14 protein-coding genes are annotated in these 15,778 nt (G+C 71.1%); 13 read left to right on the forward strand and 1 reads right to left on the reverse strand.

Annotated elements, in window-relative coordinates; genetic code table 11:
- Positions 1-88 precede the first annotated feature (88 nt).
- From ACFQS1_RS24140 to ACFQS1_RS24175, 8 genes are all read left to right on the forward strand, one after another.
- Complete coding sequence (locus ACFQS1_RS24140; RefSeq protein WP_378972240.1) at positions 89-283, forward strand: hypothetical protein; 195 nt, start codon at positions 89-91, stop codon at positions 281-283.
- A complete protein-coding gene (locus ACFQS1_RS24145) occupies positions 276-458 on the forward strand; it encodes a hypothetical protein (protein ID WP_378972242.1) in 183 nt (60 codons plus the stop codon). Before ACFQS1_RS24140 ends, ACFQS1_RS24145 begins: the two co-directional genes overlap by 8 nt.
- Positions 459-615: 157 nt before the next feature.
- Complete coding sequence (locus ACFQS1_RS24150; RefSeq protein WP_378972244.1) at positions 616-1,713, forward strand: uroporphyrinogen-III synthase; 1,098 nt, start codon at positions 616-618, stop codon at positions 1,711-1,713.
- 110 nt (positions 1,714-1,823) lie between these two features.
- Positions 1,824-2,477: a sirohydrochlorin chelatase gene (locus tag ACFQS1_RS24155; RefSeq protein WP_378972246.1), complete on the forward strand. Its 654-nt coding sequence runs from the start codon at positions 1,824-1,826 to the stop codon at positions 2,475-2,477.
- A 68-nt stretch (positions 2,478-2,545) separates the two neighbouring features.
- Positions 2,546-5,005 (forward strand): nitrite reductase large subunit NirB, encoded by a 2,460-nt coding sequence (nirB, locus tag ACFQS1_RS24160; protein WP_378972248.1) that lies wholly within the window; start codon positions 2,546-2,548, stop codon positions 5,003-5,005.
- The gene (locus ACFQS1_RS24165) at positions 5,002-5,307 is read left to right on the forward strand and encodes a Rieske (2Fe-2S) protein (RefSeq protein ID WP_378972250.1); all 306 of its coding nucleotides are present in this window, start codon (positions 5,002-5,004) and stop codon (positions 5,305-5,307) included. The genes nirB and ACFQS1_RS24165 overlap by 4 nt, the downstream gene beginning before the upstream one ends.
- Before the next feature lies 1 nt (position 5,308).
- Positions 5,309-6,646 carry a nitrate/nitrite transporter gene (locus ACFQS1_RS24170; protein WP_378972252.1) on the forward strand — a complete coding sequence of 446 codons (1,338 nt, stop codon included), beginning with the start codon at positions 5,309-5,311 and terminating at the stop codon, positions 6,644-6,646.
- A 221-nt stretch (positions 6,647-6,867) separates the two neighbouring features.
- Entirely contained in the window at positions 6,868-7,899 is a 1,032-nt protein-coding gene (locus tag ACFQS1_RS24175; protein ID WP_378972255.1) for an alpha/beta hydrolase, read from the forward strand.
- Between the two features lie 30 nt (positions 7,900-7,929).
- Here ACFQS1_RS24175 and ACFQS1_RS24180 read toward each other — a convergent pair whose 3' ends face one another.
- Entirely contained in the window at positions 7,930-8,520 is a 591-nt protein-coding gene (locus tag ACFQS1_RS24180; RefSeq protein WP_378972257.1) for a TetR/AcrR family transcriptional regulator, read from the reverse strand.
- A gap of 202 nt (positions 8,521-8,722) precedes the next feature.
- Between ACFQS1_RS24180 and mddA the strand changes: the two genes are divergently transcribed.
- From mddA to ACFQS1_RS24205, 5 genes are all read left to right on the forward strand, one after another.
- Entirely contained in the window at positions 8,723-9,478 is a 756-nt protein-coding gene (gene mddA, locus ACFQS1_RS24185) for a methanethiol S-methyltransferase (RefSeq protein WP_378972259.1), read from the forward strand.
- A complete protein-coding gene (locus ACFQS1_RS24190; protein WP_378972261.1) occupies positions 9,453-11,585 on the forward strand; it encodes an alpha/beta fold hydrolase in 2,133 nt (710 codons plus the stop codon). The genes mddA and ACFQS1_RS24190 overlap by 26 nt, the downstream gene beginning before the upstream one ends.
- Before the next feature lie 81 nt (positions 11,586-11,666).
- Positions 11,667-12,179, forward strand: coding sequence for a nitroreductase family deazaflavin-dependent oxidoreductase (locus tag ACFQS1_RS24195; protein WP_378972263.1), 513 nt, complete (start codon positions 11,667-11,669; stop codon positions 12,177-12,179).
- A gap of 76 nt (positions 12,180-12,255) precedes the next feature.
- Positions 12,256-14,442 (forward strand): GH92 family glycosyl hydrolase, encoded by a 2,187-nt coding sequence (locus ACFQS1_RS24200; protein WP_378972364.1) that lies wholly within the window; start codon positions 12,256-12,258, stop codon positions 14,440-14,442.
- 24 nt (positions 14,443-14,466) lie between these two features.
- The gene (locus ACFQS1_RS24205; protein WP_378972265.1) at positions 14,467-15,732 is read left to right on the forward strand and encodes a glycosyltransferase; all 1,266 of its coding nucleotides are present in this window, start codon (positions 14,467-14,469) and stop codon (positions 15,730-15,732) included.
- Positions 15,733-15,778: the final 46 nt, after the last annotated feature.

The raw sequence follows: 15,778 nt of genomic DNA on the forward strand, positions 1-15,778 counted from the left end.
GGAGGATCGTCGGCGGACCGATCGGCCGGTGGGCGAACATCACTCAGCGTGACATCGTCTCTTGTGACGCAGAGTGAGGAGATCCGCCATGGAGGACGCACTGGCCGCCTACGGCTCCGGTCACGCCGACGGGATGGCCGGCGTGACCGACGCCGATCGCGCCCGGGACCCGCGGACCGGCCCCGACTACCTCGTCGGCGTCGTCGACGGCCGGATGGCCGCCTTCGAGGCGGCCCTGGTGGCCGCCATCCGCCGCGCGATGGGCGACCGGCTCGATGGATGACGAGTTCGAGGCGTACGAGGCGGGCCGCCAGGACGGGCTCGACGGTCGCCGGGACGCGGCCCGCGCCGGGCACGCCGCCCTCGGGCGCGACTACCGGATCGGCTTCATCGACGGGCGGCTGGAGGTCTACCGCCTGCTCGCCGACGTCCGCAAGATCGTCGAGAACGGCGAGTAATCCCATCAGCTGAGAGCCTGGCGCGCCGATTTGGGATATCACATGCTTGTCGGCACCGTTGTGAAAGCGCGTTGACGCCGCCGAAACGCCGCCTCTTCGAAGCGGTAACCGCAGGTGGCGACGCTGGCGTGGACGACCGGTGTGCGAGAGGGAGCGGATGACGACGACCGAGGGTGTGCTGACGGGCTTCACCGTCGCGGTGACCGCCGAGCGGCGGCGCGACGAGATGACGGCGCTGCTGCAGCGCCGCGGGGCCCGGGTGTTCACCGCCTCGGCGCTCACCATCGTCCCGCTCGCCGACGACGACGCGCTGCGCGCGGCCACCGAGGCCTGCATCGGGCTCGCCCCCGACCTGGTCATCGCCACCACCGGGTTCGGCTTCCGCGGCTGGATCGAGGCGGCCGAGGGATGGGGCCTCGGCGAGCGGCTGCGCGAGGTGCTCGGCCAGGCGCGCATCCTGGCCCGCGGCCCCAAGCCGTGCGGCGCGATCCGGGCGGCCGGGCTCACCGAGGAGTGGGCCGCGCGGACCGAGGCCTCCGCGGAGATCCTCGAGAAACTCCTGGCCGAGGGCATCGCCGGGCACCGCATCGTGGTGCAGGAGCACGGCGAGCCGCAGACCGGGTTCGTGGCCGCGCTGCGGGCGGCCGGCGCGGCCGTGGCCGAGGTGCCCGTGTACCGGTGGGTGCCGCCGCCGGACACCGCTCCGGTCCGCCGCCTGGGCGAGCTGATCACCGCCGGGCAGATCGACGCGGTGACCTTCACCAGCGCGCCCGCCGTCAAGTCGTTCTTCCGGCTGACCGGGGACGCCGTGCTGGCGAGCCTGCGGTCCGGCCCGCTCGTCGCGTGCGTCGGCCCGGTCACCGCGGCGCCGCTGATCGAGCGGGGCGTCCCGGTGGTGATGCCCGAGCGCTTCCGCCTGGGCGCGCTGATCAAGACGGTGAGCGACGAGCTGCCCAAGCGCGCGGTCCGGCTGCGGGTCGCGGGCGGGATTCTGGAGGTACGGGGACACGCCGTGCTCATCGACGACGAGCCCCGCACGCTCGCCCCCGCCGCGATGGCGATCCTCGGCGCGCTCGCCGCCCGTCCCGGCGCGGTGGTCGCGAAGGAGCAGCTGATCGCCGCCCTGCCCCGCGGCAACGACGGCCACGCGGTCGACGTGGCGGTGGCCCGGCTGCGCACCGCGCTCGGCTCCGGCAAGCACATCGAGACCGTCATCAAGCGCGGTTACCGGCTGCGCGTGGACGAACCCGCCTGATCTCCCCGGGCCTGATCTCGCCGGGCCTGATCTCTCCGGTCTGATCTTTCCGGCCTGATCTCCCCGGCTCCGGTCGACGCTGCCCGGAAACTTTCGACGAAAGGCAGCGCATGAAACCCACCCTGCTCGCCGTCGCCCACGGCACCCGATCGGCCGCCGGGCAGCGGCAGATCCGCGACCTGGTGGCCACGGTCGCGCGGCGCCGTCCCGGCCTGGACGTGCGGCTGGCCTACGCCGACGTCCAGCGCCCGCACGTCGGGGAGGTGGTGGCGGGCGCCCGCGACGCGGTGGTGGTCCCGCTTCTGCTCTCGGCCGGCTTTCACGTCCGGGTCGACATCGCCGGCGCCGTGGCGGGCACCGGCATCCCGGTCACCGCGCCGCTCGGCCCCGACGACGTCCTGGTGGAAAGCCTGACCCGGCACCTGCCCGCCGCCGACGCCGTGGTCCTGGCCGCCGCCGGATCGGCGGATCCGGCATGGCGGCGCAGCGTGCACCGGACGGCCGCGGGGATCGGCGCCCACGTCGCGTACGCGTCGGGCAGCGACCCCAGGGTGGCGGATGTCGTCGCCGGGCTGCGCGAGCGAGGGGCCCGCCGGATCGCGATCGCCGCCTACCTGCTCGCCGACGGCCTCTTCTACCGCACTTTGCACCGCGCCGGAGCCGATTCGGTGACGCCGCCGCTGTGTCTCGACCCGGCCGTCGCCGGTCTCGTGCTGCGCCGTTACGAGGCCGCCATTCTCACAACGGCGGACCGTCGCTTGTAGGGTTTTCCGAACGTTCGCGCAATCGCGACGGTCACGACGCTAAACAATGGCCCGGAAACATCGCCGTCGTGAACAGACAACGCCTGGTGGTCATCGGTAATGGCATGGCCGGCGCCCGGACGGTGGAGGAGATCCTCGCCCGGGGCGGCGATTTCGACATCACGATGTTCGGGGACGAGCCCTACGGCAACTACAACCGGATCATGCTCTCCAATGTCCTCGCGGGCGTGGAGGACGAGTCCGGCATCTTTCTCAACGACCTTTCCTGGTACGCCGACAACGGCATCACCCTGCACACCGGCGTGCGGATCGACCGCATCGACCGGGCGGCGCGGACGGTGCACGGCTCCGACGGCAGCGTCACCGGCTACGACAAGCTGGTGATCGCCACCGGCAGCTCCGCGTGGGTGCCGCCGATGAAGGGCGTGCACGTCCCCGGCCGCGGCTACCACCAGGGCGTCTTCGTCTTCCGCACGCTCGACGACACGCGTGCCATGATCCGGTACGCGCGGGAGCACGAGCGCGCGGTCGTCATCGGCGGCGGGCTGCTCGGCCTCGAGGCCGCCCGCGGCCTGCAGAACCACCTCGGCCACGTGACCCTCGTGCACGCCATGGGCCACCTGATGAACGCGCAGCTCAACGAGCGCGCCGGCCGGACCCTGCAGGCCACCGTCGAGAAGAAGCTGGGCATCGACGTCGTGGTCGACGGGATGACCACCGAGATCCTCGGCAAGCACGCGGTCACCGGGGTGAAGCTCGCCGGCGGCCGGGTCATCGACTGCGACGTCGTGGTGGTCGCGGCCGGCATCCGCCCCAACGCGCAGGTGGCCGCGGACAGCGGGCTGACCGTCGAGCGCGGCATCGTCGTAGACGACCAGATGCGGGCCGCCGGCGAGGACGACATCTACGTGGTGGGGGAGTGCGCGCAGCACCGCGGCGAGGTGTACGGGCTGGTCGCGCCCCTGTGGGACCAGGCGAAGGTGCTCGCCGACCACGTCACCGGCGCCGACGCCGGCGCGGTCTACGCGGGCTCGCAGGTGGCCACGAAGCTCAAGGTGGCCGGCGTGGACGTGGCCGCCATGGGCTTGCAGAGCCCCGAGCGCGAGGACGACGAGCTGCTCGAGTTCGCCGAGCCCGGGCGGGGCGTCTACAAGAACGTCATCATCCGCGACGACCGGCTGGTCGGCGCGACCCTGGTCGGCGACAACAGCAAGGCGCTGTCGCTGATCAAGACGTTCGAGAAGGGCCTGCCGGTGCCCGAGGACCGGGCCGCGCTGCTGTTCGACCTCGGCGGCCCGGCGGCCGAGGAAAGCGTCGCCGACATGCCCGACGACGAGCAGGTCTGCAACTGCAACGGCGTCTCCAAGGGCGCCCTGAGATCCTGCGTCGACGGCGGCTGCAAGACGGTGAGCGGGGTGATGGACAAGACCCGCGCCGGCAAGGGCTGCGGCACCTGCAAGCCGCTCGTGCAGCGGATCGTCGAGTGGGCGAACGGCGGCGAGGCCGAGGAGGATCCGGCCGCGTCGTACTACGTGCCCGGCGTGCCGATGCCCAAGCCCGAGCTGATGGACGCGATCCGGCGTTACGAGTTGCGCAGCGTGTCGTCGGTTTTCGCGAAACTTGGCGGCGAGGAGGACGCGAAAAGCAAGATGGGCCTCGCCTCGCTGCTCAAGATGATGTGGGGCGACCGGTACGTGGACGAGCGCGATGCCCGTTTCATCAACGACCGGGTGCACGCCAACATCCAGCGCGACGGCACGTTCTCGGTGGTCCCGCAGATGAAGGGCGGGGTCACCACCCCGGCCGACCTCAAGCGCATCGCCGAGGTCGCCGAGCGGCACGGCGTGCCGATGGTCAAGCTCACCGGCGGCCAGCGGATCGACCTGCTCGGCATCCCCAAGGAGAAGTTGCCGCAGATCTGGGCCGAGCTCGACATGCCGTCCGGATACGCGTACGCGAAAAGTTTCCGCACCGTGAAGACGTGCGTCGGATCGGATTTCTGCCGCTTCGGCGTCGGCGATTCCACCGCCCTCGGGATCGCGCTCGAGGAGCGCTATCAGGGCATCGAGGGGCCGGGCAAGATGAAGCTCGCGGTGACCGGCTGCCCGCGCAACTGCGCCGAGGCGTACGTGAAAGACCTGGGTGTTGTCGCCATTGACGGCGGCAAATGGGAGATCTACGTGGGCGGCGCGGCCGGCGCCCACGTGCGCAAGGGCGATCTGCTCGCCACCGTGGGCAGCCCCGCGGAAGTCATCACATTGACCGGCCGGTTCCTGCAGTACTACCGCGAGAACGGCAATTGGCTCGAGCGCACCTACGCGTGGGTGCCGCGCGTCGGCATCGAGAAGATCCGCGCGGTCGTCGTGGACGACGAGGACGGCATCGCCGCCGGCCTGGACGCGCGGATGGACGCCGCCGTCGCCGCCTACCGCGACCCGTGGAAGGAGCGTGCCGAGCCGGTGACGCCCGGACAGTTCCGCACCTCGCTGCCGCTGACCGTGCTGCCCAAGGTCCCGGTGCGCGCATGAGGACGCTGCGGATCCTCGGCCCGGTCCACGACATCCCCGTCGGGGAGGGCCGCACCTTCGCGGTCGACGGCGAGATGATCGCCGTGTTCCGGCTCCGCGACGGCTCGATCCGGGCGCTCTCCGCGGTGTGCCCGCACCGGGGCGGGCCGCTCGCCGACGGCCAGATCGACCTCAAGCAGGTCGTCTGCCCCCTGCACCTGTACGCCTGGGACCTGTCCACCGGCTGCTCGCTCAGCGGCCAGGATCCGGTGTCCGTCTATCCCGTCCGGGTCGACAACGAACAGCTCATCCTGGAGATGTGACATGACAGCTACGCTGCCCGTTGCCCGCCCGGCCGCGAGTCTGCGGGCGCACTGGATCGACGACTGGCGCCCCGAGGATCCCGCCTTCTGGGCGTCGACCGGGGCGCCGATCGCCCGCCGCAACCTGATCTTCTCCATCCTGTCCGAGCACATCGGGTTCTCCGTCTGGTCCCTCTGGTCGGTGCTCGTGCTGTTCCTGGGCCCCGCCTACGGCATCGATCCGGCCGGAAAGTTTCTGCTCACCGCGGTGCCGGCGCTGGTCGGCGCGGCGCTGCGGATCCCGTACACGTTCGCGGTCGCCCGCTTCGGCGGCCGCAACTGGACCGTCTTCAGCGCGAGCCTCCTGCTCGTCCCCGCCGTGCTGGCCGCCTTCCTGATCCGGCCGGGGGTCTCCTACACCACGCTGATCGTGATGGCCGCGGTGGCCGGCGTCGGCGGCGGAAACTTCGCGTCCTCGATGGCGAACATCAACGCGTTCTATCCGAACCGGCTCAAGGGCTGGGCGCTCGGCATCAACGCCGGCGGCGGCAACCTCGGCGTCGCGGCCGTCCAGCTGGCCGGCCTGTTCGTGCTCGCGGTCCTCGGCGCCGGCCACCCGGGCGTCGTCGCCGGCATCTACATTCCGCTGATCGTGATCGCCGCGCTCTGCTCGGCGCTCTACATGGACAACCTCACCCAGGCCCGCAGCGAGAAGCGGGCCATGCGCGACGCCACCCGGGAACCGCACACCTGGATCATGTCGCTGCTCTACATCGGCACGTTCGGCTCGTTCATCGGCTTCGGTTTCGCGTTCGGCCAGGTGCTGCAGGTCCAGTTCCACACCGAGTTCTCGACCCCGGTGCAGGCCGCGTACCTGACCTTCCTGGGCCCGCTGCTCGGCTCGCTGATCCGCCCGGTGGGCGGCGCCCTCGCCGACCGGCTCGGCGGCGCCCGGGTGACTTTCGGCAACTTTCTCGCGATGGCGGCCGGCGCCGGGATCGTGCTGCTCGCCGCCCAGCAGAAGTCCCTGCCGCTCTACCTCGTCGGGTTCATCGCCCTGTTCGTGCTCAGCGGCATCGGGAACGGCTCGACGTACAAGATGATCCCGGCGATCTTCAAGGCCCGGCACCCGGACGACGAGATCACGGCGCGCCGGCTCTCCGGCGCGGTGATCGGCATCGCCGGCGCGATCGGCGCGTTCGGCGGGGTGCTGGTCAACCTCGCCTTCCGGCAGTCGTTCCTGCAGACCGGGAGCGCGGAGGCCGCGTACGTGGGGTTCATCGCCTTCTACGCGCTGTGCGTGCTGGTCACCTGGGCCGTTTACCTGCGGCCCGGCGCCGCGACGGCCGGCAAGGTGTAGCCGGCCGGGGCATCACGGGCCGGTCAGGGCCGCGGCGAGCTCCCGGCGGGACGAGATGCCGAGTTGATGAAGATCTTGCGCAGGTGCCACTCGACCGGTTTCACCAGGCACGGCGCCCTCCCGGCCGGAGCCTGCCGCTTGCGGCCCGCCCCGCCACCTGTGCGTGCGGCCCGCCCCGCGGTTGCCGCACCGGAAAACTTCGGCGTGATTGACTGCGGGACATGCTGCCATGGAGTTACGACCTCGCCGGCCGGTTGCATCACGAGACGATCGAGTCGGCGCTGCTGCGCGAGAACCCGCTCGGCGATCCCCACGTGCGCCCGCTCTGGGTGTACACCCCGCCGGGCTATGCGGAATCCGGCGCCGATCGATACCCGGCGATCTACGTGATCCAGGGGTACAGCGGCCACGTCGGCATGTGGGCCAACCGGTCCCCGTTCCGCCAGCCGTTCATCGAGACCGCCGACGCGGTGTTCGCCCCGGGCGGGGCGCCGGGCTGCATCGTCGTCTACGTCGACGCGTGGACGGCGTACGGCGGCTCCCAGTTCGTCGATTCCGCGGGCACCGGCAAGTACCACTCGTACCTGTGCGACGAGGTCGTCCCGTGGGTCGACGAGCGTTTCCGGACCGTCCCGGCGCCCGGCGCGCGGGCCATCACCGGCAAGTCCTCGGGCGGTTTCGGCGCGATGATCACCCCGATGCTGCGGCCGGACCTCTTCGGCGCGCTCGCCACCCACGCCGGCGACGCCCTCTACGAGTTCTGCTATCTCAACGAGTTCGCGAAAGCGGCACGGGCGCTGCGCGACTACGACCACGACATCCAGAAGTGGTGGGCCGACTTCCGGGGCCGCACGGCGTTCACCGAGGAGAACGACATGCTGCTCCTGCTGGTGCTCGGCTGCTCGGCCGCGTTCACCCCCGGCCCCGACGGCACCCCGCAACTGCCCTTCGACGCGCGGAGCGGTCAGCTCATCCCCGAGCTCTGGGACCGGTGGCTCGAGTGGGACCCGATCCGGATGATCGACCGGTACGCCGGCGCCCTGCGCTCCCAGCGGGCGATCTGGATCGACGCCGGCAAGAGCGACGAGTGGTTCCTCGACCTGGGCGCCGAGGCGTTCCGGGCCGGCCTCGACCGGATCGGCGTGCCGGCGGACCGGATCCATTTCGAGCTGTTCCCCGGCACGCACGGCGGGATGGACTACCGCTACCCGCAGGCGGTCGCCTGGCTGGCCGACCGCCTCGAGCGCGAGTAGGCACGACCGCGCCCGGCGGACGACGGATGGTCAACCGCCGGGCCGGTCCTCCTCGAGCCGGCGGATCAGTGGGCCCAGGCTGCGCAGCCACTCCCGGGCCTGCGCGTTCCATCCCTCGCCGCCGAGCAGCATGACCGCCTCGCCGCCGAGGAACGCCATGCCGATCAGCCCGGCCACGTCCTCGGCGCGCAGCGGGCCCAGCGAGCCGAACCGCTCCTCCGCCTCGCGGGTGACGCCGACGAGCACCTCGAACCACGCCTCGAGCAGGCCCAGCACCTTGCCGGCGACGGTCTCGTCCGACCAGCCGGCCGCGATCATCTCCTGCAGGACGCGCACGTAACCCGACTCGAGGTCGTCGTCGAGGAAATCGCAGGCCTGCTCGTAGCGCTTCCACAGCGGCATGTCGGTGCCGTACATCTGCCGCTGTCGCGAAAGTAGCCGCCGATTCTCGTACTCGAGCAGCGCCAGCAGGACGCCCTGTTTCCCGCCGAAGTGGTAGTGGATCTGGCTGAGCGGGACCCCGGCCTTATCGGCCAGGCTCCGGGTGGAGAACCCGGCGTAGCCGTGCGACTGGAGGCGCACCTTGGCGGCCCGCACGATCTTCTCCGCTGTCGGATTCACCTCCGAACCCCCTTTCCTCGGTCGGTCGACCGAATCATACTGTCATCGGCTCGGTCGGTCGACCGACCGACCGCTTGGCATCAAACCGGCCGAGCAGCTGACAGAACGTGATGAAACCGGCCGACCGGCCGGCGCAACGGGCCAAACCGGCGGCCGACCGGTACACCAGGGGAACCGGTCGGCCGCAACCGAGGGAGGAAACATGGTGCGAAAGTTCTACGCCGTCGCGGTGTACGCCCTGTTCGCCGCGGCATTTCTGTACACGGCCGGCTTCCTCGCCGGCGTCGTCGTGCCCAAGGGCATCGACGACGGCACCGTCCGCCCGGCGTGGCAGGCGGCCCTGGTGGACCTCGCCCTGCTGGGCGCGTTCGCCCTCCAGCACACCGTGATGGCCCGGCCCTGGTTCAAGCGCGGCTGGACCCGGATCATCCCGCCGCCAGTCGAGCGCAGCACGTTCGTGCTGGCCGCGACCGCGGTGCTGATCCTGCTGCTGTGGCTGTGGCAGCCGCTGCCGGCCTCGGTCTGGACGGTCGGTCCGGGTTGGGCGCGCGCCCTGCTATGGACGCTCTACCTGGCCGGCTGGGCATTTCTTTTCTTCGCCACTTTCGCGCTCGGCCACTTCGACCTTTTCGGCCTGCGCCAGGCACTTTCGCGGAAATATCGCGAGCCCGAGTTTCGCGAGCCGTCCGTCTACCGCTACGTCCAGCACCCGATCATGGTCGGCTTCCTGATCGCGTTCTGGGCCGCGCCGGACATGAGCGTCGGCCGCCTGCTCTTCGCCGGGGCCTCGACGGCGTACATCATGGTGGGTGTGCGCTTCGAGGAGCACGACCTCCGGCAGCAGCTCGGCGCACCCTACGCCGACTACGCGGCCCGCGTGCCGCGGTTCATCCCGCGCCCGCCCCGCAAGAGCGCACGAGAGGCGGTGACTCGTGACCACGCTGCGGCCGACCGCTGACGGCTTCGTCGAGCACCGGGGCATAAAGATCAATTTCGCCGTGTACGGCGAGAGCGGGCCGACCATCCTGCTCATGCCCACGTGGACCATCGTGCACCGCCGGCTCTGGAAGATGCAGGTCGCCCACCTGTCGCGGCATTTCCGGGTGGTGACCTACGACGGCCCGGGCAACGGCCGCTCCGACCGCCCGCTGGAAAGTTTCGCCTACGACCAGGAAAATCACGTCGCCTACGCGCTCGCGGTGCTCGACGCGACCGGCACCGGCAAGGCCGTGCTCGTCGCGCTCTCCCGCGCCGTCAACTGGGCGCTCCAGCTGGCCGCCGAGCATCCGGACCGGGTACACGGGACCGTGGTCATCGGTCCCTCGATCGCCCTGCCGCCGGGGACGGAGCGGGCGACCAACCTCGACGTGGCCGCGCCCGCACCGCAACTGCCGCCGTCCGCCGTGCCCGGGCTCGGCACCGATCCGCAGAAACACTGGGCGAAATACAACTGGCAATACTGGCTCGAGCACTACGAAGATTTCGCGTGGTTCTTCCTGGGCCAGTGCTTCCCCGAGCCGCACTCCACCAAGCCGATCGAGGACGGCGTCGCCTGGGCCCTGGAGACCACCGGCGAAGTGCTCGTCGCCGAGAGCCGCGGCCACCGCCCCGACGAGGAGACGATCCGCGACTGGTGTTCGCGGATCGGCGGCCCGCTGCTCGCCGTGCACGGCACCGCCGATCGCGTGGCCCCGCTCGCCCGCAGCGCACTGCTCTGCGAGCTGACCGGCGGCGAGCTGGTCACCATCGAGGGCGGCGGGCATGTTCCGCAGGTGCGCGATCCCGTACGCGTCAATCTCCTGATCGGTGAATTTGCCGCCCGATTCCGGAAACTTTCCGCGGACCGGCGCGTCTGGCCGCGGTGGAGCAGCCGCCCGAAACGGGTGCTGTACTTGTCGTCGCCGATCGGGCTGGGCCATGCGCGGCGAGATCTGGCCATTGCGAAAGAGCTGCGGGCAAGACATCCCGGCGTACGCGTGGACTGGCTCACCCAGGACCCGGTGACGCGGATGCTGGCCGACGAGGGCGAGCGGGTCCATCCCGCGAGCCGTTTCCTGTTCAGCGAGTCCGCGCACATCGAGGAGGAGTCCGGCGAGCACGACCTGCACGCCTTCCAGGCGCTGCGCTCGATGGACGAGATCCTGATGAACAACTTCATGGTGTTCCACGACGTGGTCACCGAGGAACAGTACGACCTGGTCATCGGCGACGAGGCCTGGGACGTCGACCATTTCCTGCACGAGAATCCGGAGCTCAAGCGATTCGCGTACGCGTGGCTGACGGACTTCGTCGGTTTCCTTCCCATGCCCGGCGACGACGAGCGCGCCACGTCGGTCGCCGCCGACCACAACGCGGAAATGATCGAGCGCATCGCCCGGTTCCCCCGGCTGCGTGACCGCGCAATTTTCGTCGGCGAGCCCGACGACATCGTGCCCGATCGCTTCGGGCCGGACATGCCGTTCATTCGCGATTGGACGACGTCGCATTTCTCCTTCGCCGGCTATGTCACCGGCTTCGATGCTGCCGACCGTGCCGCGCTGCGTGACGAGCTGGGCTACCGTCCCGGCGAGCCTGTCTGCGTGGTCACGGTGGGCGGCTCCGGCGTCGGCGGCGACCTGCTGCGCCGCGTCGCCGACGCGTACCCCGAAGCCGGGCGGCGCGTTCCCGGCCTGCGCATGATCCTCGTGACCGGCCCGCGCATCGACCCGTCGGCGATTCGGGCCCGCGACGGCCTGGACGTGCACGGCTATCTGCCCGGCCTGCACCGCCACCTGGCCGCCGCCGACCTGGCGGTGGTGCAGGGCGGCCTGACCACCTGCATGGAGCTGACCGCGAGCAACCGGCCGTTCATCTACGTGCCGCTGCGCCGGCACTTCGAGCAGAACTTCCACGTCGCCCATCGCCTGCGCCGCCACGGCGCCGGCCGCCGGATGGACTACGAGACCCTCGGCCCCGACACGCTCGCCGAGGCCATCGCCGAGGAGATCGGGCGCGAGGTCCGGTACCGCCCGGTGACCCCGGACGGCGCCGGCCGGGCCGCGGCGCTGCTGGCCGGCCTGCTGTAACGGCCTGTAACGGCCTGGCGCGACGGCGTCCTCCGGCCGGGTTTCCGCCCGTCCGTGCAAGCTCGTGGCAACCTGTGCAGGATGGAGGCGATGCGGGCCGCCCAGGCGGCCGAGGCGATGCGGGCCGCCCCGGCGGCCGCCGACCAGCGGAGGCGCGGCATGGACGTCAAGGCCATCAACAAGCACGTCATCGACCAGTTCCGGGCCGGCGGCGAGATCGAGGGCATGCATCGCGAGCGCCTGCTGCTGCTCACCACCACGGGCGCCCGCACGGGCCGGCCGCACACGACGCCGATGATGTTCCACCGCGACGGCGACCGCCTGCTGGTGATGGCGTCGAACGCGGGCGCGCCCGCCGACCCGGACTGGTACCGCAACCTGGTCGCCCACCCGGCCGTCACGGTCGAGGTGGGCGACGCCCGCTATGCGGCCACCGCCACTCCGCTGACCGGCGCGGACCGTGAGCGGGCGTGGGCCGCGATCAAGCAGGCGTACCCGTTCTTCGCCGACCACGAGGCGAAAGCGGGACGGGAGATCCCGGTGGTCGAGCTCTTGTATTTCGTCCAAGGAGCCGAAATTTTGCCGATCGACTGACAGTTCACCTGTTGGAAACCGGGGCGGTTTCGGTTCTCGATAAAGTGCCGCCATCCTCGACCTCATCGACCCGTTCATCGGCACCGCAGCGACCGGCCTGCCTCGCCCGCATGGCCTGGCCGCCACCTGGTGGTGGCCGAAACCGCAGGTGGGCAACACGCACCCGGGCGCCACGTCGCCGTTCGGGATGGTGTCGGCGTGCGCCTACTCGGGCGCCTATCCGACGGGATACGGGCGGTACGCGAAGAACACCGAGGGCGTGCCGGAGGAGATGTACGAGCGGGTCGAGGCCTCCGGGTTCACGCATTTCCAGCAGTCGGGCACCGGGGCGATCCGCAAGTATTACAACTACGTCCGGGTGACGCCGATGGTGCAGCCCCTCGACTCGCTGGGCGAGTCATGGGCCCTGCACGACGAGATGGCGGAGGCCGGCTACTACGCGGCGACGCTCGACACCGGCGTGAAGTGCGAGATCACCGTGGGCGGCAAGGTCGCGGTGCACCGTTACACGTTTCCGGAGAACCGCTCGGCGCGCGTCGTCGTCGACCTGTCCTGCGGCGGGCTCAACATCGATCTCGGCCGGACGGTGCCGCTGCGCGCGCAGGTCGAGAGCATGGGCCGCGGCCGCGCGCAGGGGACCGTCGTGATGGAGGGCGTGCCGCTGTCGGTGCACCTCGAGGTCGACTCCCCGGGGTGGCGGCAGATGCTCTGGTACGACCGGCGCCTGATCGACGGCGGGACCCGGCTCGATTTCGACAGCATCCGGCACACCAACCTGCGCCCGTTCGGCCTGCTGTTCATGGGCCCGGCGGCGGCCGGCCAGGTGGTCGAGGTGCGGATGGGTTTCTCGCTGCGCGGCTGCGAGCAGGCCCGGCAGAACCTCGAGCGGGAGTGCGGCCACGACGCGCGGGCCTTCGACGTGGTGCGGTCCCGCACCCGGGTGAGCTGGCGGGAGCACGTCGGCAAGGTCCGGGTCGAGGGCGGGACCCGGGCCCGCCGCCAGGTGTTCGCGACCGCGCTGTACCACTCGATGATCAAGCCGTGCGTGACCGAGGACGAGAGCCCGTTCTGGCCGAACCCCGGTCCGTACGCGTTCGACGTCTGCACGATGTGGGACATCTACAAGACGCAGCTGCCCCTGCTCGCCGCGATCGCGCCGGACCGTTTCACCGACCTGCTCGAGTCGCTGATCCGGGTGTGCGAGGAGGAGGGAAACTTTCCGATCGGCTATCGCATGGCCCGCGGCGCCGACCGGTTCTTCCGGCAGGCCAGCGCGCTCGCGCACACCGCGCTCGCCGACGCGCACGTGCTCGCCCGGCCCGGCATCGACTGGAGCTGGGCGCTGGTGCACATGGTCGACGACCTGCGCCGGATGTACGGGGAGGACTTCTTCGAGCACGGCGTGGTGCACCCGATCACGCACACCCTGGATCTCGCGTACGCCCATCACTGCACCGCCCAGGTCGCGCGCGCCCTCAACGACCGCCGCCTCGCCCACGACCTCGAGCGGCGCGGCCGGCAGTGGGTCAACGCCTTCGACCCGGCGACCGGGCTGCTGCGCGACAGCGAGTTCTACGAAGGCGGAAAATGGAACTACTCTTTCCGCCTGCTGCACGACATGGCCGGCCGGATCGCCCTGGCCGGCGGCGACGAGGCCTTCGCCGGCATCCTCGACGGGTTCTTCGGCTACGGCGCCGGCCCGGTCAAGCAACCCGGCCGCGGCCCGGCGCCGGCCGAGATGGCGGCCGGCTACGCGCTCAACCGATTCGAGGGCCTCAACAACGAGCCGGACATGGAGGCGCCCTGGGCGTACCACTACGCCGGGCGCCCGGACCGCACCGCCGAGGTCGTGCACTCCGCGCTGACCTGGCAGTTCGGCACCGGGCCCGGCGGCCTGCCGGGCAACGACGACTCCGGCGGCCTGAGCTCCTGGTACGTCTGGGCCTCGCTGGGCCTGTTCCCGGTGGCCGGCCAGAACCTCTTTCTGATCAACGCGCCCGCCTTCGACCGCGCCGTCCTGCAGGCCGGCGACGGCGAGTTCGTCATCGAGACGAGTGGGCACCACGACTCGCCGATCGGCGTGGACGGCCTCGACCACGACCCGCCGCCGCAGTACGTGCAGTCGGCGACCCTCGACGGCGAGCCGCTGCACGCCGCCCATCTGTCCGCCGCCCGGCTCCATCGGGGCGGCCGGCTGCATCTGCGGCTGGGCCACGAGCCCAGCACCTGGGGAAGCCGGCACCGGCCCCCGTCCCTGTCCTGAGCCCCGCACCCCCGAGGATCGACGATGAATTATCCCAGCCGCCGCCTCGTGATCGTGGTCCGAGCCGACCCGGTGATCTGCGGGCACGCCGGCGAGGCGCGCAACCTCGCCGAGGTCGCCCTGACCCGGGGCTTCGCCGATGTCCGATTGCTCACCTGGCCGATCCCGGCACTCCAGGCGGCCGGATTGCCGCTCAAGCCGCTCGATCGGCTGCTGCCCTACAGTCCCGGGATCACCGTCGAGCGGCCCGAGCCGGTCGGCGACTACCGGGTGCCCGACGGGCGTCACCTCGCGGGCCTCACCGGCCGGCTGGTCGAGCTGCTCAGCGAGCCGGTGCCGACAGTGTGCCTGTCGATGTACCTGGTGCCGCACACGGCGGTGGTGGTCGACGCGGTCACCGCGGCGCGGGCGGCCGGTTTCCATCCCCAGGTGCACACGATCGCGAAGGCGGTCGGCTCGGACGTCACCAACGTGATCCGCTCCTGCCTGCGGGAGGGGCGCTTCGGGGCGGCGACCGCGCTGTTCACGACGTTCCTGGCCAACGACGAGGTGGTCGCGGTCTCCGACTACACCCGGGACGAAATCATCGCCTCGGCCTCCGAAGTGGACGCTCATTGCGGCACCTCGTTCGCCGCGCAGTGCCACGACCGGGTGCGGGTCAGCTACCCGCCGATCGACGCGTCGGCGTTCGTCGGCAAGCCGGGCCCGGCGGTCGAGGCGGCGCTGGCGCGCCGCGGCCTTTTCCGCGACGGCTACATTCTCTTTCTCTCCCGCGTGACGCGGGCCAAGGGAATCTACGACCTGGTGATCGCGTACGGGCAGGCACGCTGCCGGGACGACGTGAAGCTGGTCGTCGCGGGCACCGGCCCGGAGCTCGGCCACGTCCGTGCGATGGCGCGCGAGGACGACCGGATCGTCTTCCTCACCGACGTGGACGACGAGGAGAAGCCGCTGCTGATGGCCGGGTGTGCGGCGTACGCGTTGCCGACCAAGCCGGAACCGGAGTTCGTGGAAACTTTCGGGATCGCGCTGGCCGAGAAGATGCTCGCCGGCGGCGGTCCGATCGTGACCACGCTGACCGGCGGGACCGGCGAGGCCGTGGGCAAGGCCGCGGTGATCGTCGAGCCGGGCGACATCACCGGGCTGGCGGCGGCGCTCGACCGGGTGGTGCTCGACATGTCGGCGGCGCAGCGGGCCGAGTACGAGTCGCGGGCGCGGGAGACGGCGATGGCGTTCGACCGGGCGGCGGTCTTCGACCGGCTGTTCCCGCAGGAGGCGGGCGTCCGCTGAGCCCTCCGGAGGCGGGCATCCGCTGGGCCGTCAGGTGGCGGGCGTC

The sequence above is a fragment of the Paractinoplanes rhizophilus genome (assembly GCF_042664765.1).
Lineage (GTDB): Bacteria > Actinomycetota > Actinomycetes > Mycobacteriales > Micromonosporaceae > Actinoplanes > Actinoplanes rhizophilus.

Excerpts from the sequence above, each read along its gene's own strand:
- ACFQS1_RS24140 (WP_378972240.1), top strand. The coding sequence starts at position 89 with ATGGAGGACGCACTGGCCGCCTACGGCTCCGGTCACGCCGACGGGATG.
- ACFQS1_RS24145 (WP_378972242.1), top strand. The coding sequence starts at position 276 with ATGGATGACGAGTTCGAGGCGTACGAGGCGGGCCGCCAGGACGGGCTC.
- ACFQS1_RS24150 (WP_378972244.1), top strand. The coding sequence starts at position 616 with ATGACGACGACCGAGGGTGTGCTGACGGGCTTCACCGTCGCGGTGACC.
- ACFQS1_RS24155 (WP_378972246.1), top strand. The coding sequence starts at position 1,824 with ATGAAACCCACCCTGCTCGCCGTCGCCCACGGCACCCGATCGGCCGCC.
- ACFQS1_RS24165 (WP_378972250.1), top strand. The coding sequence starts at position 5,002 with ATGAGGACGCTGCGGATCCTCGGCCCGGTCCACGACATCCCCGTCGGG.
- ACFQS1_RS24170 (WP_378972252.1), top strand. The coding sequence starts at position 5,309 with ATGACAGCTACGCTGCCCGTTGCCCGCCCGGCCGCGAGTCTGCGGGCG.
- ACFQS1_RS24175 (WP_378972255.1), top strand. The coding sequence starts at position 6,868 with ATGCTGCCATGGAGTTACGACCTCGCCGGCCGGTTGCATCACGAGACG.
- mddA (WP_378972259.1), top strand. The coding sequence starts at position 8,723 with ATGGTGCGAAAGTTCTACGCCGTCGCGGTGTACGCCCTGTTCGCCGCG.
- ACFQS1_RS24195 (WP_378972263.1), top strand. The coding sequence starts at position 11,667 with ATGGAGGCGATGCGGGCCGCCCAGGCGGCCGAGGCGATGCGGGCCGCC.
- ACFQS1_RS24205 (WP_378972265.1), top strand. The coding sequence starts at position 14,467 with ATGAATTATCCCAGCCGCCGCCTCGTGATCGTGGTCCGAGCCGACCCG.